This is a genomic window from Photobacterium rosenbergii, from assembly GCF_003026455.1.
Classification (GTDB): Bacteria; Pseudomonadota; Gammaproteobacteria; order Enterobacterales; family Vibrionaceae; genus Photobacterium; species Photobacterium rosenbergii.
In genome coordinates, this window is record NZ_PYMB01000003.1 from 201,537 (window position 1) to 225,418 (window position 23,882).

Annotated in this window: 24 protein-coding genes; 13 read left to right on the forward strand and 11 right to left on the reverse strand. The window is 42.7% G+C overall.

Going from position 1 to position 23,882, the window contains the following annotated elements; translation table 11 throughout:
• Window positions 1-163: 163 nt before the first annotated feature.
• The 9 genes from C9J01_RS10735 to ccoN all read right to left on the reverse strand — a co-directional run bounded on the left by C9J01_RS10735 (window position 164) and on the right by ccoN (window position 8,086).
• Entirely contained in the window at window positions 164-919 is a 756-nt protein-coding gene (locus tag C9J01_RS10735; protein ID WP_039461230.1) for an FNR family transcription factor, read from the reverse strand.
• A 75-nt stretch (window positions 920-994) separates the two neighbouring features.
• Complete coding sequence (locus tag C9J01_RS10740; protein WP_107298142.1) at window positions 995-1,675, reverse strand: sulfite exporter TauE/SafE family protein; 681 nt, start codon at window positions 1,673-1,675, stop codon at window positions 995-997.
• A complete protein-coding gene (gene ccoS, locus C9J01_RS10745; protein WP_107298143.1) occupies window positions 1,662-1,871 on the reverse strand; it encodes a cbb3-type cytochrome oxidase assembly protein CcoS in 210 nt (69 codons plus the stop codon). Before ccoS ends, C9J01_RS10740 begins: the two co-directional genes overlap by 14 nt.
• The gene (locus C9J01_RS10750; RefSeq protein WP_107298144.1) at window positions 1,864-4,257 is read right to left on the reverse strand and encodes a heavy metal translocating P-type ATPase; all 2,394 of its coding nucleotides are present in this window, start codon (window positions 4,255-4,257) and stop codon (window positions 1,864-1,866) included. Before C9J01_RS10750 ends, ccoS begins: the two co-directional genes overlap by 8 nt.
• On the reverse strand, window positions 4,254-4,745 hold the full coding sequence (locus tag C9J01_RS10755; protein WP_039461225.1) for a FixH family protein: 492 nt from the start codon (window positions 4,743-4,745) through the stop codon (window positions 4,254-4,256). Before C9J01_RS10755 ends, C9J01_RS10750 begins: the two co-directional genes overlap by 4 nt.
• A gap of 120 nt (window positions 4,746-4,865) precedes the next feature.
• Window positions 4,866-5,846 (reverse strand): cytochrome-c oxidase, cbb3-type subunit III, encoded by a 981-nt coding sequence (gene ccoP, locus C9J01_RS10760; RefSeq protein ID WP_107298145.1) that lies wholly within the window; start codon window positions 5,844-5,846, stop codon window positions 4,866-4,868.
• A 5-nt stretch (window positions 5,847-5,851) separates the two neighbouring features.
• The gene (locus C9J01_RS10765) at window positions 5,852-6,025 is read right to left on the reverse strand and encodes a cbb3-type cytochrome oxidase subunit 3 (protein WP_107298146.1); all 174 of its coding nucleotides are present in this window, start codon (window positions 6,023-6,025) and stop codon (window positions 5,852-5,854) included.
• A 9-nt stretch (window positions 6,026-6,034) separates the two neighbouring features.
• Window positions 6,035-6,646 carry a cytochrome-c oxidase, cbb3-type subunit II gene (gene ccoO, locus C9J01_RS10770; RefSeq protein WP_107298147.1) on the reverse strand — a complete coding sequence of 204 codons (612 nt, stop codon included), beginning with the start codon at window positions 6,644-6,646 and terminating at the stop codon, window positions 6,035-6,037.
• Between the two features lie 12 nt (window positions 6,647-6,658).
• Entirely contained in the window at window positions 6,659-8,086 is a 1,428-nt protein-coding gene (gene ccoN / locus C9J01_RS10775) for a cytochrome-c oxidase, cbb3-type subunit I (protein WP_107298148.1), read from the reverse strand.
• Window positions 8,087-8,321: 235 nt separating this feature from the next.
• On the opposite strand from ccoN, the gene C9J01_RS10780 reads away from it, so the two are divergent.
• Window positions 8,322-8,816, forward strand: coding sequence for a hypothetical protein (locus C9J01_RS10780; protein ID WP_237156941.1), 495 nt, complete (start codon window positions 8,322-8,324; stop codon window positions 8,814-8,816).
• 111 nt (window positions 8,817-8,927) lie between these two features.
• Here the strand turns inward: C9J01_RS10780 and C9J01_RS10785 are convergent, their stop codons facing one another.
• Entirely contained in the window at window positions 8,928-9,650 is a 723-nt protein-coding gene (locus C9J01_RS10785) for an SDR family oxidoreductase (RefSeq protein WP_107298462.1), read from the reverse strand.
• A 289-nt stretch (window positions 9,651-9,939) separates the two neighbouring features.
• Between C9J01_RS10785 and C9J01_RS10790 the strand changes: the two genes are divergently transcribed.
• Entirely contained in the window at window positions 9,940-11,118 is a 1,179-nt protein-coding gene (locus tag C9J01_RS10790) for an FIST signal transduction protein (RefSeq protein ID WP_107298149.1), read from the forward strand.
• A 3-nt stretch (window positions 11,119-11,121) separates the two neighbouring features.
• Window positions 11,122-13,215, forward strand: a complete 2,094-nt coding sequence (locus C9J01_RS10795; protein WP_107298150.1) for a PAS domain-containing hybrid sensor histidine kinase/response regulator — start codon at window positions 11,122-11,124, stop codon at window positions 13,213-13,215.
• Window positions 13,216-13,492: 277 nt separating this feature from the next.
• Here C9J01_RS10795 and C9J01_RS10800 read toward each other — a convergent pair whose 3' ends face one another.
• On the reverse strand, window positions 13,493-13,861 hold the full coding sequence (locus C9J01_RS10800; protein ID WP_107298151.1) for a DUF3693 domain-containing protein: 369 nt from the start codon (window positions 13,859-13,861) through the stop codon (window positions 13,493-13,495).
• Between the two features lie 119 nt (window positions 13,862-13,980).
• Between C9J01_RS10800 and C9J01_RS10805 the strand changes: the two genes are divergently transcribed.
• The 10 genes from C9J01_RS10805 to C9J01_RS10850 all read left to right on the forward strand — a co-directional run bounded on the left by C9J01_RS10805 (window position 13,981) and on the right by C9J01_RS10850 (window position 23,790).
• Window positions 13,981-14,193 carry a hypothetical protein gene (locus C9J01_RS10805; protein ID WP_107298152.1) on the forward strand — a complete coding sequence of 71 codons (213 nt, stop codon included), beginning with the start codon at window positions 13,981-13,983 and terminating at the stop codon, window positions 14,191-14,193.
• The gene (locus C9J01_RS10810; RefSeq protein WP_107298153.1) at window positions 14,177-15,448 is read left to right on the forward strand and encodes a replication initiation factor domain-containing protein; all 1,272 of its coding nucleotides are present in this window, start codon (window positions 14,177-14,179) and stop codon (window positions 15,446-15,448) included. The genes C9J01_RS10805 and C9J01_RS10810 overlap by 17 nt, the downstream gene beginning before the upstream one ends.
• An 18-nt stretch (window positions 15,449-15,466) precedes the next feature.
• Window positions 15,467-15,769, forward strand: coding sequence for a hypothetical protein (locus tag C9J01_RS10815; protein ID WP_107298154.1), 303 nt, complete (start codon window positions 15,467-15,469; stop codon window positions 15,767-15,769).
• Between the two features lie 346 nt (window positions 15,770-16,115).
• Entirely contained in the window at window positions 16,116-16,319 is a 204-nt protein-coding gene (locus tag C9J01_RS10820; protein ID WP_107298155.1) for a major capsid protein, read from the forward strand.
• Window positions 16,320-16,483: 164 nt separating this feature from the next.
• The gene (locus tag C9J01_RS10825) at window positions 16,484-18,076 is read left to right on the forward strand and encodes a virulence factor TspB C-terminal domain-related protein (protein WP_146157076.1); all 1,593 of its coding nucleotides are present in this window, start codon (window positions 16,484-16,486) and stop codon (window positions 18,074-18,076) included.
• Window positions 18,077-18,084: 8 nt separating this feature from the next.
• Window positions 18,085-18,414 (forward strand): DUF2523 family protein, encoded by a 330-nt coding sequence (locus tag C9J01_RS10830; protein ID WP_107298157.1) that lies wholly within the window; start codon window positions 18,085-18,087, stop codon window positions 18,412-18,414.
• Between the two features lie 3 nt (window positions 18,415-18,417).
• Window positions 18,418-19,695, forward strand: coding sequence for a zonular occludens toxin domain-containing protein (locus tag C9J01_RS10835; RefSeq protein WP_107298158.1), 1,278 nt, complete (start codon window positions 18,418-18,420; stop codon window positions 19,693-19,695).
• Entirely contained in the window at window positions 19,692-20,312 is a 621-nt protein-coding gene (locus tag C9J01_RS10840) for a hypothetical protein (RefSeq protein ID WP_107298159.1), read from the forward strand. The genes C9J01_RS10835 and C9J01_RS10840 overlap by 4 nt, the downstream gene beginning before the upstream one ends.
• 144 nt (window positions 20,313-20,456) lie before the next feature.
• The gene (locus tag C9J01_RS10845) at window positions 20,457-21,404 is read left to right on the forward strand and encodes a hypothetical protein (protein ID WP_107298160.1); all 948 of its coding nucleotides are present in this window, start codon (window positions 20,457-20,459) and stop codon (window positions 21,402-21,404) included.
• A 679-nt stretch (window positions 21,405-22,083) separates the two neighbouring features.
• Complete coding sequence (locus C9J01_RS10850) at window positions 22,084-23,790, forward strand: NACHT domain-containing protein (protein ID WP_107298161.1); 1,707 nt, start codon at window positions 22,084-22,086, stop codon at window positions 23,788-23,790.
• Window positions 23,791-23,882: the final 92 nt, after the last annotated feature.

Genomic DNA, 23,882 nt, shown 5'->3' on the forward strand with positions numbered 1-23,882 from the left:
CAAAATCAGTTGCTTGTTATGAAAATGTCACAAAAAGCGTCTTTGGTTACTAATAACTTTAACGTAAAGGGTAAGAATAGGGGAGTAACGGCGGGAAATTAATATAAAAAAAGTGATACGGCTCGCGTATCACTTTTTATAATCATTCACTTAGGCGATTAGCTTAGGCAATAGTGTTTTTATTCACACCGGCAAGCTTCGCAAGTTCTTCGTGGTTAAGGATAGTAATGTATTTACCCTTAACACTCAGCATTTCAGATTTTTGGAAACGACCTAGCAGACGGCTGATTGTCTCAACAGTCAGGCCAAGGTAATTACCGATATCACCACGAGTCATTGTCAGGCGGAACTCACGAGGTGAGAAGCCTCGCTGTGAGAAACGTAGAGACAAGTTGTACAGGAAGGCTGCCAAACGCTCTTCAGCGTTCTTCTTAGATAGCAGCAGAATCATTTCCTGATCACCTTTAATCTCGTTACTCATCAGACGCATGATTTGCTGACGAAGTTTTGGCATTTTCCCTGACAGATCATCGAGAATTTCAAATGGAATCTCGCAAACCATTGATGTTTCCAAAGACTGGGCAAAGCTCGGGTGCATCATTTCGTTGATGGCATCAAAACCCACCAAATCACCAGCCAAGTGGAAGGCAGTGATCTGCTCATCACCTTGCTCAGTAATGGTGTAGCTCTTGATTGTACCCGAACGAATTGCGTACAGTGACTTCAGTTCATCACCCGCTTTAAAAAGCTCTTGTCCTTTCTGGATTGGCTTTTTGCGTTCGATAATTTGATCTAGCTGATCTAGCTCAGACTCATTCAACGTAAATGGAATACACAACTGACTGATGCTGCAATCCTGACAATGGATCGCACACCCGCCTGATTGGATACGTTTGGTTGTTAGTTTGTCTGATATCATAAGCCTGTCTAACCAATTTGATGTAGGTCAATATTTTAACATAATATGAATCATTATGACGAGTATTAAAAAAGCCTACATTATTTGTTTGATTGCGATATAACCAGTATGAACCCCGTAGGCCAATAACAGCAAGGCACTCGCTCTCTTAAAGTAAAGATTTTTAAGCCACTTCTGCAGCTGGTTTGCCATAGTTCCCACCGCGATCATGGCAGGTAGGGTGCCTAAACCGAATGCTAACATCACACTAGCACCTGAGGTGGCACTGCCTGCAACAGCGGCCCAACTCAATGTGGAATACACTAAACCACATGGGAGCCAGCCCCATAATGCCCCGAAAGGAATTGCGGCGAGGGGGCTGCGTAACGGTAGCAGTTTTGTTGCCATTGGTGATAGAAAACGCCATAGCCCTTTGCCCATCACTTCAATTTTACTCACACCATGCCACCATTGGCCTATGTATAAAGCGAGTAAAATCATCATAGTAGCGGCTAGTAACCGTAATGATGCCAATGCAGTAACCTGACTACCATAGCTGGCAAGGTTAGCAAAAGCACCACCGATAATCGCTCCGGCAATCATGTACGATGCGATTCTGCCGAGATTATATAACACTAAATATGGCCAACGGGAAGTATGTTGGTTGTTTTGTACACCGAGGGTAATAGCAGCAGAAACCCCGCCACACATGCCCAAACAATGGCCAGCCCCCATCAAACCTATGATGAACGCCGCATAGAAATCAACGCTTACCATGATCACCACTTATCTCATCAGCAGCGCGTTCATTCTTGTTTTCAGTCGGCTTTGACTCATCTTCGTCAAACAAGATGTCATAGCCTTGGCGTTCAAGATCTTCAAACTGTTCAGTACGAACAGCCCAAAGAAAAATCCCGACAGCTATACATACGAAGACAATCGCAATGGGGATTAACAAGTAAAGACTAGCCATTTTCTTTTAATAACCTTAAAGAATTTGAAACAACAATGATCGAACTTCCCGACATACCCACAACAGCGATATAGGGTGCGACAAATCCAGCGACAGCCAGCGGTAGGATGATCAAATTGTACCCAAGCGCCCAAGCGAGGTTTTCCCGGATGATTTTACGTGTCTTTTGTGCCAGCTTTCTGGCACGTAGAATACGAGATAGCTGGTCGCCCAGTAATACCATATCTGCCGATGACTTGGCTATATCGGTACCACCACCCATGGCAACAGAAAGGTGTGCACCTGCGAGTACAGGGGCATCGTTGACACCGTCACCAATCATTAGGGCCACTTTGTTTTTGTCCAGGCTTCTGAGGTATTCCAATTTGCCTTCAGGAGAGACACCTGCTTCAAGGTTATCGACACCCAGTTTATCGGCGACTACCTGTGCGGATGCTGAATGGTCACCGGTCAGCATAGTCACTTTAATGCCTTCGGCTTGGAACTGCTTGATAAGCTCAGGGCTATCTTCGCGAATAGGGTCATCTAACATAAAACTAGCAACCAGATCGCCATCGCAGCTCAGCCATACCTGAAATCGGTTATCACACGCTGCCAGCAGTTGCTCTTTATTAGGGTTCAAGGCTAAAACAAATTCAGCTTTACCAATTCGCCATTCTTGACCATCTATGCTCCCAGACAAACCGCTGCCAATCTCATTCTCAACGTCGTTGAACAAAGGTTTATCGCTACGGTAAGCAGAAAACGCCCTTGCAATAGGGTGATTGGCAAATCGCTCCAGTTCTGCTGCAACTTGTAATGACTTCTCTTCAGAGTACTCATTGAAAGTCTGGGTTTGCACTAGGCGAATATTACCTTCAGTCAACGTGCCGGTTTTATCGATCACTAGTTGGTTGACGTTACATAGCGTTTCCAGCACATGGCCGCGGCGCAATAGGATCCCCAAACGCCCAAGGCTTGAAGTAGAACAGGTGAGAGCCGTTGGGGTAGCAAGGGATAGGGCGCACGGGCAAGTGGCTACCAAAACAGCTAAGGTGATCCACAGGGCATCTTCAGGGCGATGCTGATACCAGTAAAGCCAAGTGCCAGCTGAGATGATTAAAATTGCTGCAACAAAGTAGCGTGCGACAATATCTGCAACCTCTGCCACCTTAGGTTTCGAGCTTTGTGCTTCATCTTGTAAGCGAACAATATTTGAAATGAGTGAATTCTGGCGGTCTTTGGTTACCTTGAGGGTAATATGGTTATCTCCATTGATTGTACCTGCATAAACCGTATCACCCACGATTCTTGGCACAGGCATAGATTCGCCTGTCACCATAGATTCATCGATAGCCGTTTGGCCTTTTAGAATTTCACCATCAGCAGGTAAGCTTTCACCAGGCAGCACCGTGACAACGTCACCCACTTTTAATGTCTTGGCAGCGACCTGTGAGCCGTCTTCCAATGTTGCCATTGCCGGGACCAGCTTTAATAAGTTGGCACTGGCTGCAGCGGCGTGGCGCCGTGCACGCATTTCAAGAAATCGACCAAGCAACAAGAAGAAAGCGAACATAGAAATCGACTCGAAGAAGACTTCGCCTTTTTCCATTACTGTTGCATAAAGGCTTGCCACATAGGCAAATAACATGGCAATTGAGACGGGAACATCCATTCCTAATGTTTTTGCCCGCAGGTTACGCCAAGCATTGAGGTAGAAGGGCAATGCCGAGTAGAGCATGACTGGAGTTGCGAATATCAGACTGACCCAGCGGAGGTAGTTTTTGAACTCGGCATCTAAGTCACCGAAGATTTCAAAATACAATGCGATAGCCAGCATCATCACCTGCATTGTCGCAATGCCTGCAATACCTAGTCGGTAGAGGTAGCCCTTCATGGTGCGGTGGTATTGCTGCTCTTGTGCATCAGCTTCAAAAGGGGCGGCTTTGTAGCCTAAACGGTGGATAACGCCCAAAAGGTGGCTGAGCTTAACCGTGTCTGGGTCCCAGGCTAATAGTGCTCGGTGCGTTGTTGTATTTACTTTAATGGATACAACGCCAGCTTCGCGCATCAACTGCTTCTCAATAAGCCATGCACAAGCGGCACAAGAAACACCATCTAGTGATAAAGACGCTTCTTTGCAATTTTCGTTGTCACGGACAAACTCTTGCTGGATTTCATCGTGATCGTAGAGGAGGAGAGATTGCAGTTGCTGCGGCACCAAGTCCGCTTTCTCTGCCGGGGCAGTGCGGTACTCGTAGTAAGAGGTAAGGCCGCTATCCACAATGGTCTGTGCTACCGCTTCACAGCCTGGACAGCACATTTCACGGATCTGGCCGAGAATTTCTACATGATGATGGCAATCCTGTGGAACAGGATCGCCGCAATGGTAACAGTCTTTCGTCATTCCTTAATCTGCCCGTACAGCGAAATCGGGTCGGATGTTGGCAGGTTAACACGTCCTTGTAACATCCAGTCTCCATCAAACGGCTCAAGCTCAACAAACCATGGACCTTCAATAACCTCAGGAGATTCAAAGCGATAAGTCCCTGATAAATCGGCGCTCACCATTTGAGTAAAATCTTTATTAGCTAGAGTACGGTGTGTGAATGTCACACGCAAATTTGGATAGTTATCTAGATCACCTTTATTGAAAAAAACATTGATGTCTTTGTCACTAACAGCAACTTGCGCTTTCAAATTCAAGGCATCGGCAACACGAAGGCGGGATAGGTCGAGGTTAATCGCCTTGCCTTTCTTGTAATAGTCTTCAGCGACTAGGTCGACTTTGTTTTGAGAAAAGATATAGACAGCTGTCAGGCTATAAACAATTGAAGTAGCAGGGATGGCAAAAACGAACCATGGCCAGAACTGCTTATACCAAGGTTTACCCATATTGATTACCTATGTCGCTTAGAGGGATTTAGCCCCTGAAGATAACAGGGGCTAGTCGTTAAGTCTCGGAAATTTGTACAAAAAACTCGATCAAATTGTAACCGAGTGTTGTATGAATTGTTACTTAGAAGTGTCTTGGCTTAGGTTCCATACATAGGCTGAAATAACCTGTACTTTCTCCTCGCCTAAAATATCTTTCCAAGCAGGCATCACACCCTGGCGGCCGTGAGCAATGGTTGCTTCAACCGCACGGCGTGAACCACCGTATAGCCATGTGTTGTCAGTTAGGTCCGGCGCACCAAATGCAGGGTTACCTTTACCATCTGTACCGTGACAGGCTGCACAGACCACGAACTTCTGCTTACCAGCAGCCGCTTCTTTGGCATTCACACTTCGCCCAGACATGCTTAGTACATAGCTGGTCACTTCTGTTACGCCATCTTTACCAAGGCTATCAATCCAGCCAGGCATGACACCTTGACGACCATCCATGATGGTTGTCTTGATGGTTTCGGCTTCACCACCATACAACCAAGCGCCATCTGTCAGGTTAGGGTAGCCAAGCTGGCCACGGGCATCCGAGCCATGACATTGCGCACAGTTCTGCAAGAACAAACGTTGACCGACCTTAATTGCTTCTTCACTCTCAGCGATCTGAGTGATTGGCAATAACGTGTTGCCTGAGGCATCGTAAGCTAAAGTTTTGAATGTTTCACCGAAGCGGGTTTCGGCGTCATCCAACTCTTTTGCATACTGGTTCAAACGCTGCTCTTTCTGGGCATTGGCAATTGCCAGTTTGGATTCTTCGATTGAACGAACAGTTTGATCAGAACTCGTCCAGCCCAAGAAGCCCTTGTAGTTACCTAAACCCGGGAAAAGGAACAGGTAAAGCAGACCGAAAATAATGGTGCCCCAAAACATGTAGGACCACCATTTAGGCAGTGGGTTGTTGATCTCACGAATACCGTCGTACTCGTGACCCATATCCTCACCTTCTTCAACACCCATTTTGTCCTTGCTACACCAAATCAGTAGGGCAGCAATACCAGTTAGGGTACCCAGCGTGATGATTGTTATCCATAGACTCCAAAAAGTAGTCATGCTTCCTAACTCCTGTCATTCTCACGCGTTGCCGTGTCTTGCTCCTCGTCTGCAAAAACAAGATTTGCAGCCTCATCGAAACGAGATTTTTGGCGTTTACTGTAAGCCCAGAGGACAATACCAATAAAGCTACCGAACAGTATCAGTGTCCAAATGCTATGAATGGTTCCAATATCCATGGTGCCCCCTTATTTCATTGCGTGACCGAGTGACTGGAGGTAAGCAATGATTGCATCCATCTCAGTCTTGCCTTTCACTTCTTCGCCAGCGTTTGCCACTTGCTCATCGGTATAAGGCACTCCGAATTGGTTCTTGAAGATTCCAAGCTTCTTAGACGTCAACTTGCCATCAAGTACGTTTTCTTCAAGCCAAGGGAAACCAGGCATGTTTGATTCAGGAACCACTGCACGAGGATCACGAAGGTGAACTCGGTGCCAGTCATCTGAATAACGGCCGCCAACGCGAGCTAGATCAGGACCAGTTCGTTTTGAGCCCCATAGGAATGGGTGTTCCCAAACACTTTCGCCAGCTACAGAGTAGTGGCCATAGCGCTCAGTTTCAGAACGGAATGGGCGGATCATCTGGCTGTGACAAACATTACAACCTTCACGGATGTAAATATCACGGCCTTCCATTTCCAAAGCAGTGTATGGACGAAGGTTCTCAACCGGCTCAGTCGTTTGGTCTTGGTAAAGCAATGGAGTGATTTCTACCAAGGCGCCAAAACTGATCGCAATCACGATAAGGATTGCAAGAAGGCCGACATTTTTTTCTACGATTTCATGACGATTATTAGCCATTGTCGGTACTCCTTATGCTGGTTGCTCTGCGGCTTTAAGGCTTTCTTTTGGCGCAAGAATTGTCTTGTATGCGTTGTATGCCATTAGGAACATACCCGCCAAGAAGATTGCACCGCCTACGAAGCGAACGAAGTAGAATGGGTAAGAAGCCTGTAGAGACTCAACAAAGCTGTAAGTCAATGTACCGTCGGTGTTTACCGCGCGCCACATCAGACCTTGCATAACCCCAGAAATCCACATCGCAACGATGTAAAGCACTGTACCGATTGTTGCTAGCCAGAAGTGAACGTTGATCAATTTAATTGAGTACATACGCTCTTGGCCGAACAATTTAGGGATCAAGTGGTAAACCGCACCGATAGAAACCATTGCAACCCAACCTAACGCACCAGAGTGAACGTGGCCGATAGTCCAGTCGGTATAGTGAGAAAGGGCGTTAACCGTCTTGATTGACATCATTGGGCCTTCGAAAGTCGACATGCCGTAGAAAGACAGGGAAACGACTAGGAAGCGAAGGATAGGGTCATAGCGCAGTTTATGCCATGCACCTGACAGCGTCATGATACCGTTGATCATACCACCCCAAGATGGAGCAAATAGGATCAAAGACATCACCATACCCAAAGACTGAGTCCAGTCAGGTAGGGCTGTGTAATGAAGATGGTGAGGGCCTGCCCAGATGTATAGAGATACTAGCGCCCAGAAGTGAACGATAGACAGACGGTATGAGTAAACAGGACGTCCTGCTTGCTTAGGTACGAAGTAGTACATCATCCCCAAGAAACCCGCTGTTAGCAGGAAGCCTACCGCGTTATGTCCGTACCACCACTGTATCATGGCATCAACAGCACCAGAGTAAACCGAATAGGATTTAGTCATGGATACTGGGATAGCCATACTGTTAACAATGTGCAGAACGGCAACGGTTAGGATGAAGGCACCAAAGAACCAGTTAGCCACATAAATATGTGATGTGTTCCTTTTGATCATTGTACCGAAGAAGACGATGGCATAGGCTACCCAGACAACTGCAATGGCGATATCAATCGGCCACTCCAGCTCTGCGTATTCTTTACCAGAAGTCCAACCTAACGGCAGCGAAATCGCCGCTGATAGAATGATAGCTTGCCAGCCCCAGAAGGTGAACGACGCTAATTTCCCACCGAAAAGTCTTGTTTGACACGTACGCTGTACTACGTAGTAAGACGTAGCAAATAGCGCACTGGTACCGAATGCGAAAATCACTGCATTTGTGTGCAATGGTCGTAAACGGCTATATGTCAACCAAGGAAGGTCGAAGTTTAGTGCCGGCCATACCAGCTGAGCGGCAATCAATACACCAACGCCCATTCCAACAATTCCCCATAGGATAGTAACCAAGGTGAATTGACGAACGACCGTATAGTTGTAGTTTTGTTCAAGCTGCTTTACTTGGCTCATGTTGCATGCTTCCAATTTTAATTGTTCAACTACACTCTTTTTCCTTGTGCGAACAACAAGTTGTCGCAATACCACCCAAAGCTTCAATAATCACTGTGTTATTTTTTTAAACACCCCAGTAATTAAATTGCTATTTTGTTGTAAAAGTGGCATTTTCAGTGCCATATACTACTTTAGATAACTAATGATTGACAGGGTCAAGCCCACACAATGTTTACGGTTAAGCAACATTTATGTGAAAACTTTGACCTCTGTAACATGGGAAGCACGTAAAATCATGGCTGCAGAAAAGCTCACCAAAGGCAGATTAATCCAAATTCTTTTTCTTTTAGCTGTATTGATCACAGCATTTGTATGGAGAACAGTCACCTATAAGAATGAACAAGCTGAAAATAATACTGCAACAACATGCCAATTATCAGCAGAAAAATGCCTCTCAAATAAAAGCGGTAAACTGTTAAATATCTCTTTGATGCCGTATCCAGCAAAAGCGAATCAAGAGCTAACGATACAAATTGATAACAGAAATGTTAAACCGAATGCCTCTGTAGAAGGGGTCAGCATGTATATGGGCACAATTCCCGTTACTTTTGAAGAAACATCAGAAGGTTGGCTAGGGCGCTTTACGGTCCCTGAATGTATGCACGATGAAATGGAGTGGGCAGTTAACATTGAACAAGGTGATGAAAAGATAACTGCAACTTTCTTGGTGAAAAAACAAGCAGAATAAGCAGGTTACATACAGACATTATAAATTATAGGGTTTAGACCTTTAAACCCTATAATTTACGCAATTTACTAAGTGATTTGTTAACTATAATAAACCTAATTTTTGAGTGAGTTACTCACTGTAAATCATTTTTTTTGTCATCCCGCCATCAATCACAAAGTTCTGACCAGTAATAAATCCAGCCTCTTTTGAGAGCAAATAACCGACCATTGAAGCGATATCATCGACATTACCGACACGGCCAATCAGATGCTGTTGGTGATCAGCCTCACGTAATTCCTCATCAGAAGTATGAATCCAACCGGGAGATATACAGTTAACCCTTACCTCAGGGCCTAAGCTGGTAGCCAACGCATGAGTTAATGAAACAATCCCTCCTTTAGTAGCACTGTAAGCTTCAGTATTTGGCTCGGATTGTAAGTAACGGGTGGAAGCAATATTTACAATGCACCCATTTGTCTCTTTAAGTAATGATAAAGTGTGTTTTGCCATCAACATAGGGGCAGTCAAATTGACAGCTAGCGCGTTGTTCCAATCGTAAAGATCAAGCTCCTGTAACGGGGCGTTGTAGGGGTTTGCTATCGCCGCATTATTAATAACGGCATCAAGTCTACCGTGCTGATATTTTATCTCTTCAACTAGAGATTCAATTTGCTGTTCATTGGTAACATCAAGGTGTTTGAAGCGAATCAAAGGGTTCTCTGAGACCAACTGGAACCCTGCATTTTCGTCAATATCAGCAGCAATAACTATCGTATTTTTAGACAGGTAGTTTGCAATCCCTCTACCTATCCCGTTTGCCCCGCCAGTAACCAGTACAACTCTGTTATCCATCGTTCCCTCATCTTCCATATAACTGAGATCTTACACCCAAATACCACCCCAACGATTAGGGATATATCTATCATTAACGGTCATTACGTCCATAACTTTAATTAATTACAATAAAAAAGCAGACACCCGATCTGATGCATGTAAGAATACCATCCAGTAGTTTCAAGAGGCTTACAATTCCATTTGATCATTTATTTAAACCATAATTTATTGATCGTATGCCAGTACATTATCTTGAGCTCAGGTAGGTATAAGTAATAATTCAAATCAATCGATAGAAAAATTCCCCATGGATATCGCTACAAGCTTTTCTTCACAGGCAACAGCATCTTATGCTATTCAAGAAGCCATCACTCAATTACAAGCAAAGCTTGCTAACCCTAAATTGATCCTTGTCTACTTTTCAGAAAAATATGACGTTGTCACTTTTCAAGAAGCATTAGCCGTTGCTTTTCCTAATGCACAAATTTTAGGGTGTACATCCTGCCAAGGCGTGATGACAGAAGGCGGTTATCACCATGGCTTGGGTGTCGCACTATGGGCTATTTCAGATTTTCACGGTGCATACGGAACAGCAATTGTCTCGACCAACAATTCTAAATATGACATGGCAAGGCAAGCTCTACTAAAGGCTATTGCTAACAGCGGTCGTTCCGGAGAGTTACCGGCATTAATCGTACTGCACGCAAGCCCAGGGCATGAAGAGGAAGTCATTCAGGGAATAGAAGATGAGCTATGCACGTCTGTGCCAATCATTGGCGGTAGTGCTGCCGATGACAATATCCAAGGGAATTGGAAAATTTTCACCCAAGAACAACACACGCAAGAAGGGGTAGGAATCAGTGTAATATACCCATCTTGCCATATCAGCTATTCCTTTCACTCAGGCTATGCCAGTACAGGGCTATCCGCAAAAGCGACCAAAGTCGAGGGCAGGGAGCTCATTGAGCTCGACAATAAACCGGCTATTGAAGTCTACCAAGAGTGGATGAACCAATCGTTAGATGATGCAGAAAATATTATTGGCAACAGCAGCTTAAACCCGCTCGGCCGCGTTGCTGGTATTGTACATGATCTCCCTTATTTCAAATTAGCACACCCATTAAAAACCACGGAGCGTGGTGGTATCACCTTATTTGCCAAAGTTGAAGCAGGCGAAACTCTTTACTTCATGCAAGGCACAGAGGAGCGATTGATTACTCGGGCGGGACGAGTGGTGAATTCTGCAAGTAACATTTACGCAAATGAGGCTCACCTCAACCCAATCGGTGGGATTACAATTTATTGTGCTGGTTGCATGCTTAGAGTACAGCATCGCATGGAAGAAGTGGCACAGTACGTTAAAAGCGCAATGCAAACGGCTCCTTTTGTTGCTCCATTTACTTTTGGTGAGCAGGGACAGTTTGTGGGCGGGGAAAACGCCCATGGTAATTTGATGATTTCAGCTGTTTTGTTTCATAAGGATTAAGCAATGGCGAATTATGAATCTGAAAAACTACAAGAAACATTGCTTGATTTACTGCGGACAAGAGAGCGGGAAAAGCAATTACGTGAAGAAAACACTGCGATTCTTGCAGGTATTGCCGCAATGGCAGGGGCTAACAATAAACGTCAAGTTTTCAATAGTTTGCTTTCTGTATTGCGCAAGTATATCGGATTTGAGCATGCTTTGGTGCTCACCAGAGAAGACGAAACAGCACCTTTGCAAGAGCTTGTGACAACGTGCCGTTTTTTTGAATCCAGTATCTGGCCCATAGGCAATACGTTTATCCGCTCGATGAACGGAGACAGCATTGCGCTTTATGACCCAAGCCAGGTACACGAGTTCCAAGAGTTATCTCCGGAGATGGTACAGTTCTGCCAATCTGTGTTGTTGACAGGTGTAAAGGTAAGTTCTGGAGATGCGCTATTGCTCTTTTTTCATTCGAAAAAAGGGCAGTTCACTCCAAATTGCCGCAGGGTACTTGAGCGATTCAGACCTCTACTGGAGCGCGCAATTATCGATATTGACTACCGTGAACGTCTTCAGTCACTAGTCACTGCACGCACTCAGGAACTCACGCATAGCCAGCAGCGATTCAAAGATTTCGCAAAGACCGTTGGTGATTGGTTTTGGGAAGTCGATACCGATTACCGCTTTACATATATATCGTCACCGAACTTAACCAACCATACTGTGGATAGTAACTGTATCCTCGATATATTTGGTGAGGCTGACCAATACAGAGATAAACTGAAAACCATCTTCGAACAACAACTCGCTTTTGAAGATCTAGAATGGCAATTGCCTGATGATGAGGGCGGACTGTGGATCAGTTTAAGTGGTACACCATATTTCAACAAACAAGGCCACTTACTTGGATATCGAGGTACGGCCAAAGATATCACTAGTAGAAAGCGCCAGATTGAAGAGATTAAAAAGGCAAGAAGACAAGCAGAAGATGCAAACAAGGCAAAATCTGAATTTCTGGCCATGATGAGCCATGAAATTCGCACGCCACTCAATGCTGTTCTTGGCTTATTGGATATGCTGGGTGACTCTGGACTCGACAACAAGCAGCAAGGCTGGATTAATCAAATGGATCAGTCAGCGCAATTATTGCTGACTATTATTAATGATATCTTGGATTTATCTCGTATTGAGTCAACCAGCTTTGAGCTCTTCAATAGTCAAATCCGCTTATCTGACTGTATAGATCTGGTCGTCACTCAGCTAGACGAGCAAGCGAAGAAGAAAGGTATTCGGCTTAGCAGCAACATCCTAAGTGATGTACCACAGCAGATCATCGGTGATAAGAACCGAATCTCTCAGGTGCTGTTTAACCTGGTAGGTAATGCCATTAAGTTTACCAATGAAGGTTCAGTCTCTGTTGATGTAAGTTGTACCGATAGCAAACTGTTTTTAAAAATCAGTGATACCGGCATCGGCATTTCACCAGAAGCGCAAAAGCAGCTATTTAAACCATTCAAGCAAGCAGACGGAAGTATTACCCGTAAGTATGGCGGAACCGGTTTGGGGCTGGCGATTAGCCAACACTTGATCACCAAGATGCAAGGTGAAATTCAACTGGAGAGCCAGTTGGATGTAGGCAGTTGTTTTACAGTAAGTTTGCCTTTGAATAGCATTGAGATGGCTAATCAAGAGACGGATTTGCCAGCGCTGGATGTCGAGCACTTACCAAAATTGAATATCCTTGTAGCGGAAGATAGCCCAACAAACCAGTTGGTGGCAAAACTGATGCTAGAGAAACGTGGCCATAAAGTAACGATTGCCAACAACGGCCAGGAAGTGTTGGATATTGATGAGAACTGCTTTAGCAAACTCGACATTATCCTGATGGATATCTCGATGCCTATAATGGATGGCATAAGTGCGACAAAGACTCTACGAGAGAACGGCAAGACAATTCCAATTATCGCGTTGACCGCCAATGTGATGAAATCGGATCAACTGGCATATTTTGAAGTAGGTATGGATGACTTCATTGCCAAACCAATCATCGCAGGTGAACTCGATAAGATTCTCGCTAAATATCAGATGTTGATAGCCACTCAGCATTCTTGAATCTACGCACTAAAAACCGCCGAGCTTTAAACACTCGGCGGTTTTTCTTTAGGCTTGATGAAATCAAGCCTAGTAATTAACACCATGTTTTGAAGTACCATGCAAACTGACCATTTGCAGCAGTACTTAAAAAGAGGTGTTAATTACCTATTTTATGGTAAATAGACAATACTGTTAAATTGTACAGTACTTTGAACAAGAACATCGTTGGAAGAAAAAGCAGGGGAAAGTGGTACATAATGAGATATGAAAGAACACAGGTTTATAGATACCTTATTTAACATAAGGTACATAATGCGCACTCAGATATAATCCCAGATAGAGATGTCACCATCAGCCCAGACGCCAAAAAAGTCATGGTAAACGCATGAATCCCTTGGCAATTAAGCTTTTTTGCAATGTCCTTCCATAACTGTTTTATCTTCGGGTTTTCGTTACGGTCGCTGTGACATCCCAGTAAGGCTTCCTTCGGATCAATGTTTGCGTGTTCTGCCATGAAAACCGCTTCACTATCAGAGATATAGCGTTTGCCTTTGCGCATTTCAGAGATTCGAGCTGGCGTTACATTCAAGTCATGGGCAATCTGCTTGTCTTGTACGTAGTTCATGGCCGATTTATAGCTGTCTAACAGATAATTTGCATACATAGAAAAATCCTCCCTAGGCATATCATAACCCTTTATTTCCGATTTTTCGGAACTTGTAATTCCGCTCAATCGGAATTAGATTGGACTCCAACTTGTTTACGACATGATTTGAGAGCCTTATGACGGCCCAGCAGCTCTACTACGAAATCAACGACGACGGCTCTGGTTTTGCCTTTATTGACGGTGAACCTGAGTACTTCCGCTCGTTGTCGGAGCTGCATCAAATCGGACAGGAATTTTACCCTGCGGGCTACGAACTCCACCAAGTGACCGCAGATAATTGGCAATCACTTTACGACTCGGGGGTTTTTGATAATGGCTGCAATTATTGATTACCTGTCCTTCACTTGGACACCCGAGGAACTCGCTCAAATCTTCGACCTCGCCAAAACTGGCGCCACCATCAAAGCTATTCGTGGTTTTGAGTTCAATGAATATGGTGACCGCGTAACGAATCAATCTCTTGATACCGCTGCCATTGATTACAAAGCCGCTGTCCGTGCAAAGCTACGTGATACTGAGTTTGCCATCGGCTCCGACTCGCGCAAGTTCCATGAGATTAAACGCGATCTGCTCGATCATTTCGGACTGAACACTCTCGACTGTCTCTGCCACGGTGAGATCGATCGCTTCATAAACCGTTTGAATCATGGCCTCGGTAAGTTTGGTAATGACTGGTCTTTCTCGCTGCGCTCCGGTGGTTTCTCTGGTTATCCTCACTCTGCCAACATCTTGGTTAACGGCCAACAAGCTGGTCTTTGTGCTTGGGGAGCTAAAAACCACGGCTGTTATGTTTCGTTCTCCGGCACCGGTACGGCTGTTTTGGATTTGAAAGAAGTCCATAACGTCTTGCACCAACTACCAGGGTCAAAGATCACCCGCGTTGATATCGCTTTCGATTCTTTGGATGGCAAATACAACATCCAAACCGCGCGCAAGATGGCTGAACACGGCCAGTTCATTACTCGTGGTCGTCCGGCATCTTACTGCTATATCGAGTCGGGCCATCTATCTCACCGTGTGAGCTACCAGAAAACATCTGGCAAAGATGAATCCGTCAAAAAACGTTTTGGTTTTGTGGCTGACAAAGGCAAATCGTTTTATGTCGGTACACGTGATGCGGGCAAGATGCTCCGCGTGTATGAGAAAGGCAAACAACTGAATTCTGAACATCAGGATTGGGTCCGTTGGGAACTCGAACTTCGGGCAAAGGATCGCGTGTTGCCGTTTGATGTATTGCTCACGCCGGACAAGTATTTGGCAGGTGCATACCCTGCCCTTAACTTCGTAAGCACCGAGGAACAATGCGCCATTGCGACCCATAAGCGCAAATGGTTTACCAGCGTAGATAACGCCGTTCGTAACGGTGCAACCCAGTGCGGCAAGTTGGTTAACTTCATGCGTCACTGTATTGGCCTTGAAGACAGTCAAATTATCAAGCTGCTGACTAACCATCTGGAAGACCATGAAATTCCTGACCGATTGAACTTGCCTGTGGTCGACGATACGCCGCAATCAGTTGGGATCAAGTTGCAATGTTTGCGGCTGATTGATCCGGACTCTCACGATATTTACTCCCTAGCATAATGAATAAGGAAATCGACAATGACGACACTTACAGTAATGGTAACGGGCGCGGTACTCGGCTCGGGTATCTCTAAAAAATCGGGATCGCCCAAGCCGTACCAAATGGCGAACGTGATGTACTTGGCCCCATCCGAATCTTTCCAGAATGATGACCACAACATCCAGCGTTGCGGTATGCAGGAAAAGCAAATCCCGATGGTGTTTAACCAGAATGTTTACGCGCAGTTCGCCCAGCTCTCCTACCCGCTTCAACTCCAGCTGATCCTTGAGCCGGACCCAAGCAACCCGACCCGTAATGTGGTGGTCGATTTCAAGGAGTAAAGCCGATGCACAAGGATGTGCCTGAATTTTACCTGCCGCTTCGTTTTCAATGTGTGTTCGTTCGTTATTACACAATACAGGTACAAACTGGAAGAGAATTACCTATTTGGATATATGACCGATATGTCCTGCCATTTTTGAGGTAACTATGTATATCCCAGTCTGCACGGTCGAGCTTATCAATGGCGATTGCCCTGTAGGCTGGACAGTTAAATATGTCGCGGATATTGCACTGTCGGCGTCAGATTTAAAAACACTGATTGGAACATCTTTAATTCCATTGGTGACTGCATTTGCATTTAGGCAAATACGTTTATCTATCTCTGATTAATAAGGATTGTTATTTATGAAGAAGTCTAACTTTGTTTTACTTGCGCTCGCTGCAACAACCGTTGCTTCTCCTGCAATGGCTGAAGCAATTGATGTATCAGGTGCCGTTGCAGTTATTGGTGGTATTACTGCCGCTGTTGCTGCGGTCGGTGCAGCTAAACTTGCTCCGGCTGCAACGGCTGTTGCCTTCAAGTGGGTTAAAGGTGCCGTCTTTGGTTAATTGATAATTCTCATTCATTTCAATTAAGGGTGGCTTTCTGCCGCCCTTTTTTATTGGAGGCATTATGTTAGACCAATCATGGGTGTTGGGCGGATATTGCATGGCTATTTTTGTTCTGTCTATGTCGCTCTTGTTGTCCGGTGGGCGCAATTAAGGTGATAACTATGCGATTATCTGTTTTCTTTTTATTTTTTATTAGTTTCAATGTTATTGCTTCTGAGAATATTCAAATATCAGGTACATGTACTATATTACGTACAAAATACACCAATAAAACATTAAATTGGTGTGTGTCGTTAGCTGAAAATAATCCACGGTGGTGGGGGTCACACAATACTGAACATAGTATTACCGTACAACAAAAATCCTTATATTATTATAACCTTTTTTCCAGCAGTGGTTTTAATGCTGGCGATTTTAGGGCTACGTCTTTTTGTCCTGAAGATATGACTTTGTCTCCTAAAGGTGAATGTGTTCCTCAAGACTCAGTGAATTACTGTTCATCAGAGCAATTCAATCAAGACAAAATATCTGCAGAACAAGACTGTATTAATAGCTTACCTGAAAACCATAATATGAACTTTTCTGCATCCTGTAATGCTGAAACGGCCTCGGCTAATTTTCAATGTGATTACATCCCTCTTGATGACTGCACTGGCCCTGGTTGTAACGATTCAGAAGATGATGACATTGATAGTGGTCTTCCAGATACTGACGATTCAGATAATGATGGTGTCGGTTCAGGCGATGGCGATATTGATTCGGGTCTTCCTGACGGCGGGGATTCAGATGATGATGGTAATTCAGATAGCGGAGGTGGTTCCGGTGGTGGTGATGTTGACGGCGGTTTACCTGATGGCGGTAATAACAACGCTCCTGATTTTTGCCGTGATAACCCAGATGTATGTTTGTACCCACCGGATGATCCAGCCTGTATTGAGAATCCGGCCCTGTGCGATGTAGAACCGACCGACGATATTATTGCGGCTATTCAACAAGCGACAGCTGCTATAAAAGACCAACACTTTAATACTAACGTTGCAATCAAAAAGAACACCCAAGTTTCTAATAATATTGCTAATGATATTTTGAGCTCATCAGAACACGTAAACAAACAAATCAAAACTCTTATTGATACCAATATGGTGAGTAATGACCTAGCCATTGAAGGAAATGATTTAATTGAGAAGAATACCATCAATGTCGTTAAATCAATCAATGATGGCTCTGGGGATATTGTTGATGCCGTTGATAAAGGCACGTCTGAGTTAAAAGAAATTAAAAAAGAAGTTGTGGATTTTGCTCAAGAAATGTCTAAAGGATTTTGTGAGCGGAATAAAGACCACCACTCGTGCCAGTCTAAAAAATCCGATATAACAAAATGCGCCACCTTTACATGTGAAGGTGAACCTGTATTTTGCAACCTACTGCGAATTGAGCACGAAAAACAATGTTATAAACCAAACTTTAAAGACATTGATGCTGGCATAGATTCCATTATTGCATCTGGTGAAAATGCTGAATTGATTAACCCAGAGATTCTGGATTTCTCAAAGGCCGATACGAAGTATTTAGATGGTGGTGTTAAGTTAGCAGCTAATTGCCCTTCACCAATCCAAGTATCTGTATTGGGTGAATCATTGAGTTTTAGCTATCAGCCATTATGTGACTTTGCTAAATATCTTCATCCTCTAATCATTTCTCTGTCTTGGGTAATAGCTGCTTTTACTGTTGGCCGTGGTATTGGTAATTTATAGGAGGCTTTATGGGTTTTATTGTAAATTGGATTGCTTGGCTTGGTGCTTCTTTCCTCCCTAAATTAGTTCCCCTTATCAAAGCCATTGTTATCCATTGTGCTATTGCGCTCGGCTTTTCACTCGTCGTTGTTGAAGGTGTTAATCAAGGGTTCGATTACTTTGTGAATAAGATTGATGCCAGTTTGGGTGGTATGCCTTCTGACATTGTTGGCATGATGGGATTACTCGGGTTGGACCAATCCATCAATATTATCCTTACCGCTCACCTATTTGTACTTGGCCTTAAAGGCTTGTCTTCTCAAAAATATCTTCCTTCATGGCGCGGTACGGGGAAATAAATTATGGAATATGGTGTATCTGGATTACCCGGTGCAGGCAAAACGCTTAATACTATCGACATGGTTACGAGTGAATCCAATTTCTCTGGCCGTGAGATATACTACCATCGCATCCCACTGCTCATGCTCGACTTTGAGGTGTGTAAATCTTTCCAAGGTTGGTTCTACGGCTGGTATCTGCATAACAACAACAGCAATACAGCACTGGTGCGTAAGGTTCAAGCCATACATAAGAAAGAGGATCGCTTCATTGAACTTGAGGACTTTCCTTACCTCAAACAAGATCACAATGAGTCGAATCCGGTTGAGATCCTACTGTATTGGGTGCGGCGTGTTTACTCCAAAAAACGCCTAGCCGAACTCGATGAATATATCGCTATCAAGCAGATTGATGAAACCGCCCTAACCTTTGACCAACTCAAGCCGCTCAATTATCACTGGACGCATTTCGATAATCCAAAGGCTTGGGTCGCGCTGCCCAATCAGTCAGTGATAGTCATGGATGAAATTCATCACTATTGGCCGCCCAGAACGCGGGGAGATGTACCCAAGGAACTCGAGGCAATTTCAACCCATCGTCATACAGGTAAGGATCTTGTTTTCATTACCCAAGACTTTGCCAATGTGGATATCTTCGTCCGGCGAATGATGAACTACCATACTCACTATGAGTTCGCCGGTGCTGACCGTGTAGCGTGTTATAAGAAGAAAAAGTATATCGACATCAGCAACCCATTCGAAAAGAAAGCCGCAGATAAATCATTAGTTAAACGCCCTACTCATCTTTACGGCTCCTACTACTCAACAGAGCTTGATACCAACAACAACAAATTAAGCAAAGGTGCTAAGCGCGGGCTTATCCTTGGTGGGATCTCTATCGTCGTCTTCTTACTGATGCTGTTTGTTGGCTTCCCCTATGTCTCTACACTTTTCTTCAGTGATGATCACCCAACAGAAACCGAGGTTGCAACAAGCAACGAGGTAATCATTCAGCCGAATCATGCTAATAACTCTGAAATATTAGCGTATCAACCTAAAGTCAATGCAATGCCGTGGTCGGCCCCTATCTACAATGGCGGTTTAGACCCCGCCTCTTACCCTGATTTGATGTGTTATCAAACTGCCACCGACTGCCGATGTGTTACCCAGCAAGCTACGGTTTATACCTTGGAAATGTCGAGCTGCCAAAGTATTGCCAATAACGGTTTGTTCGACCCACATATTGCGACGGCTAATCAACGGATAAACAAGAAATCTGAATCTAAGGGATTGTTCAAATGAGAATATTCATCTTACTAGCGATATTGCTTACCCCAGTAGCTCAAGCAACGGTTGCCGTTAATGCTGCTGGTAAAACACTTGATCAATTTTTTGTTATGGCTTCGGAAGTGTTTGCCAAAGCAGTCATTGTGGACCCAGCTGTCAATGGCACCCTCAAGGTTTATGGTGTTTCGCATGGCAACTTCCAAAGGCTTTTTTACAGTATCTTGAGGTCACACAACTTGAGCTATATGGAAACCAATGATGTGCTGCGGATTTACCCAAAGACTGACATAGCCCTGTCCAACTTAACCAATAGGCAATCACTGTTTGATTTCATTGCCTCGTCAGTCTCTGGTGTTTATATCTCCGGTAGCATGGCCTATCACGCAGATAACAAAATTAGATATGAGTACGCTTTTGTTCAGTCAGGAACGCGGGACACGTTCAGGCCAGAACATATTGGATTGAAAATTACAGCCATACATTCCTGCCTAGCCCAGCTAAGTTTCGATACTTACAACACGTTTATCACTTGTGAACCATATAGGAAACAAGTACCAGGGCAAGATGAAGAGTCTCCTTCTATTCCATCAATCTTTAAAGAAAGTTCTGAACAAAAAAATGATGATTTGTAGATATCAATAAAAATCACTTTCAAACAATTACTATATGAACATCCTCTGTCAAATCTTAGGGGATGTCTTGTTTTTTATACATCAAGAACTGTTAAATAAGTCAAAATATAAATTGACTTATAACGTAAGCACCGGGTTTTATAAATGAATGAGCAAGGTAACAACCCTTATGTTATTGAAAGGCGTAAAAGAATCACTCGTCTTCTTTGGGGGGTGATTGTAATATTAACAATGACATTAATAACAGTTACATATATATCAGTAATAATAAATCCTCCACGGTTTGAAAACTTTCCTTATCGGGTCTTAAATTCGGAAGATGCTAGTAAGGGAAGTGATAAATCTGACACAAGTAAAAAGATTGGAAGTAGTTCATCCAAAGAAAAACAGAATGAATCCCCTTCAAAAAATGACCATCTAGTTCAATACATTGCATATCTTACTTATGAAAAGATTATATCTTGGGTTGGAATTATTGGGGGAATATTCTTTATTGTAGGTGGTATTAGCATGTCCATATTAGGGTTTGAAATATGGAACATAAGAAAATCACTTGAAAAAACGCTGGAAAAAGCACTATTTGAGCAAGATAAAATTGAATTTCAAATGAAAAGTAATAAAGAGAATTTTCAGAAAGTTACAGAAGATACAACAAAGAAAATTGAAGATTTAGAACAACAAGGTGAACGGATTGCAACTATTCGGGATAAGGCACTTCAAGATATCGAAGATTTGAAGAAGTTAGTATCGATAAAGCAATGTAGAAGTAATGATAAATCATCAGAAGGTTTTGTTAAATTTGGTGATGTTGGTGAGGACGGTAAAATTGTTAATACGCTATGGACAAGAATTAATTCGCCAATTGAAATGAACGTACTACCTGAAATGAACTCAAAACTGAGGGCTAATACATGTGTATTCTTAAGAAGTGATTTGCCAGAATTAACTACTAATGATGTTAAACTAGCAAGCCCCAAAAGAATAATTGAAAAAAACTGTTTTGTTGAAGTATTAGAATCATATACATTCCAGATTAGCCCTAAGAATGTTCGAATATGGCTGCACGTTAAATTAATTTTTCCTGAGTGTTGAAAGCCAATTAGCTCATGAAAGGCTCTTCATGCAGGCACAGCGCTCGCGCTGCCGCATGAAGGCCACCTACTCTTTTAATCTGATCCCGCAGGGATACTAAGCACCTCAATGATACTTATCGATCATGGTAAACATTCAGTGCGGAGCTACCCATTGAACTTACAGGAGACTCGAATCCTCCTTCCTGCTAAGCCCATAATGAACGCCCAGCAAGTACATAATCATAATCTGAAGTAGTTATGTGACGGTTCAGACTTAACCCATGCCGTCTTACAGCGAACGCAGTAGTACGTTCTTCTTCGGATGTCATAACGAATCAAGCCTCTCCCGCAGTATGCGTTACACAGCTCAATCAAATCTGGATGCTGCTTTTTGATGATTTGGCTATAAAGCCTTGGATTATCCATAAACACCACCACTGTATAAATAAACAGTACCAGTATAAATCGTGTATTTTGGTCATTCCAGCACAATTTTTCGTCGAAACAGATTGCGCTCCATCACGTTCTTAAAACTGCCCTTTTTGGTAACTAACTTTCATGACTCAAAGGTATGATTTTGGCAACACTTAGGTGTAGAATTGACAGAATTATGACGTTAAGTGCTTGAAACCTCGGTTTTAGAACGAAAAATCGGCTATTTAACGTAATGGATATAATGTTCACTATGGAATTTAGAAATGATATCTGAGTTTATTGCCACCGAAGGCTTAAAATTTGTTTTAACTGAGTTGAGCTCATATCTTAGAGATAAAGCATCCCATTTTAGAACACAAGACTTACCTGATTTAGAAGCTGTCTATCAACGGGCAATAAAGGTTGAGGATGTAAAAACAATTTGGCAAATTGACAAAACAGTAAATCTCAATGAATTTTATTACCCTTCTAAGCTGAAGTTTAACAATAGCGTTTTAGATGTTGAAAATTTATCTTCTTTTCCACCGAAAACAAAAATTGTCATTCAAGGAACTGCTGGTCAGGGAAAATCCATTTTATTGCGGTATTTAGCGGGTAAAGAAATTCGCCATGGTAGTAAGATTCCTTTATTTATCGAATTAAGGAAAGTGACTAAAAGGCAGCCATTAGAAAGCCTAATTATTGATTCAGTTAAGTCAATTGGCATCGATGTGGATTCATCTTCTTTAGAGGAATTGTTTAAGTCAGGGAAAATAGTATTACTTTTAGATGCTTTCGATGAATTACAAGAGGATTTAATTATTGACTCTCTTTCATATATCGAAGTTTTATCTGTAAGACATCAAGACCTAAAGATAATTATAACAAGTCGTCCTGACGCTGAAATTCAAAAGGTTGCATCTTTTTCTGTTTGTCAATTAAAGCCACTATCAGCATCTGATTTTAAACCCTTATTAAATAAATTTTACTCTAATGACCCTAGTGAAGTTGATATTATAATAAAATCTATTCATGAAAGTGATTCAGGTATATCTGAATTGTTGACCACTCCATTGTTATTAACATTACTAACAATCACCTATAAAAGTTATAATAAAATTCCTGAAAAACCGCATGAGTTTTATGAAAAGCTCTTTCATGTTTTGATTAATAGGCATGATGCAACAAAGCCAGGTTTTAAGCGTGACTTCAAATCAAATTTGAATGAAAAGCAGCTTGAGGATTTATTTTGCGCATTCTCTTTCTATTGCATGCTAGATAAAAAAACGTCATTAACAAATACAGAAGCATTACATTTAATATCTAAAGCATCAACTATTTCATCTTTAGATTCAGTTAACGAGAGTTGCTTTCTAACTGATTGTATTAAGAATACTTGTTTAATAGTTCAGGAAGGCTTTGAATATCATTACATTCATAAAAGTATTCGTGAGTATCATGCTGCCAGTTTTATTAAAAACAGCCCTCTTGAACTCAAGGGGAAATTTTATAAGGTAGCAATTTCAAACAATAAATATTATCAGCAAGAGTTAAACTTCCTTAAAGTCATAGACGAGCATTACTTTAACAATTTATTCTTGATTCCATCATATGAATATATTTATGAAATATTAAATTGGGATGGAGAAAAAATAAACCCTGATGCATCTTTATTTGATAACGTTGAGATTAAATTCAACATGAATAAACTCTCTAGCATTCATGTCGGAAGTCTATCTGTATTGGCTGATTCATATTTCCCACTTTCCACTCTGATATTTCCACCTATTTTTCAGGTGTTTCTCAAAGATGATAATTTTGAAACAGAAGAGTCAAGTATTCAATTACGTGATCTTGAAGATAATTATGGATTCATTGAAAAAACGATAATGACATTAAATCAATGGGTAATTGATAGCCAAACAACATATCAATCTGCTAAACAACAGGTAAATGTGAAAAAAGATATCATTTCATCACTTACATTTTGATATAAGCATACCCCGTCTAGTAATACGGGGTGAAAGTTTTTCCTTTCGATGATCCCAACTTGGTCGTAGAACTTGCTCTTTGGAAACAACTC

Bases quoted from the DNA above. Each gene is read 5' to 3' on its own strand.
- ccoP (WP_107298145.1), bottom strand. From the start codon at position 5,846: ATGACTACTTTTTGGAGTCTATGGATAACAATCATCACGCTGGGTACC.
- C9J01_RS10790 (WP_107298149.1), top strand. From the start codon at position 9,940: ATGGATATCGCTACAAGCTTTTCTTCACAGGCAACAGCATCTTATGCT.
- C9J01_RS10845 (WP_107298160.1), top strand. From the start codon at position 20,457: ATGAATGAGCAAGGTAACAACCCTTATGTTATTGAAAGGCGTAAAAGA.
- C9J01_RS10810 (WP_107298153.1), top strand. From the start codon at position 14,177: ATGGCTGCAATTATTGATTACCTGTCCTTCACTTGGACACCCGAGGAA.
- C9J01_RS10765 (WP_107298146.1), bottom strand. From the start codon at position 6,025: ATGGATATTGGAACCATTCATAGCATTTGGACACTGATACTGTTCGGT.
- C9J01_RS10785 (WP_107298462.1), bottom strand. From the start codon at position 9,650: ATGGATAACAGAGTTGTACTGGTTACTGGCGGGGCAAACGGGATAGGT.
- C9J01_RS10820 (WP_107298155.1), top strand. From the start codon at position 16,116: ATGAAGAAGTCTAACTTTGTTTTACTTGCGCTCGCTGCAACAACCGTT.
- C9J01_RS10815 (WP_107298154.1), top strand. From the start codon at position 15,467: ATGACGACACTTACAGTAATGGTAACGGGCGCGGTACTCGGCTCGGGT.
- C9J01_RS10850 (WP_107298161.1), top strand. From the start codon at position 22,084: ATGATATCTGAGTTTATTGCCACCGAAGGCTTAAAATTTGTTTTAACT.
- ccoS (WP_107298143.1), bottom strand. From the start codon at position 1,871: ATGGCTAGTCTTTACTTGTTAATCCCCATTGCGATTGTCTTCGTATGT.
- C9J01_RS10805 (WP_107298152.1), top strand. From the start codon at position 13,981: ATGACGGCCCAGCAGCTCTACTACGAAATCAACGACGACGGCTCTGGT.
- C9J01_RS10825 (WP_146157076.1), top strand. From the start codon at position 16,484: ATGCGATTATCTGTTTTCTTTTTATTTTTTATTAGTTTCAATGTTATT.
- ccoN (WP_107298148.1), bottom strand. From the start codon at position 8,086: ATGAGCCAAGTAAAGCAGCTTGAACAAAACTACAACTATACGGTCGTT.
- C9J01_RS10740 (WP_107298142.1), bottom strand. From the start codon at position 1,675: ATGGTAAGCGTTGATTTCTATGCGGCGTTCATCATAGGTTTGATGGGG.
- ccoO (WP_107298147.1), bottom strand. From the start codon at position 6,646: ATGGCTAATAATCGTCATGAAATCGTAGAAAAAAATGTCGGCCTTCTT.
- C9J01_RS10795 (WP_107298150.1), top strand. From the start codon at position 11,122: ATGGCGAATTATGAATCTGAAAAACTACAAGAAACATTGCTTGATTTA.
- C9J01_RS10830 (WP_107298157.1), top strand. From the start codon at position 18,085: ATGGGTTTTATTGTAAATTGGATTGCTTGGCTTGGTGCTTCTTTCCTC.
- C9J01_RS10835 (WP_107298158.1), top strand. From the start codon at position 18,418: ATGGAATATGGTGTATCTGGATTACCCGGTGCAGGCAAAACGCTTAAT.
- C9J01_RS10800 (WP_107298151.1), bottom strand. From the start codon at position 13,861: ATGTATGCAAATTATCTGTTAGACAGCTATAAATCGGCCATGAACTAC.
- C9J01_RS10755 (WP_039461225.1), bottom strand. From the start codon at position 4,745: ATGGGTAAACCTTGGTATAAGCAGTTCTGGCCATGGTTCGTTTTTGCC.
- C9J01_RS10735 (WP_039461230.1), bottom strand. From the start codon at position 919: ATGATATCAGACAAACTAACAACCAAACGTATCCAATCAGGCGGGTGT.
- C9J01_RS10840 (WP_107298159.1), top strand. From the start codon at position 19,692: ATGAGAATATTCATCTTACTAGCGATATTGCTTACCCCAGTAGCTCAA.
- C9J01_RS10750 (WP_107298144.1), bottom strand. From the start codon at position 4,257: ATGACGAAAGACTGTTACCATTGCGGCGATCCTGTTCCACAGGATTGC.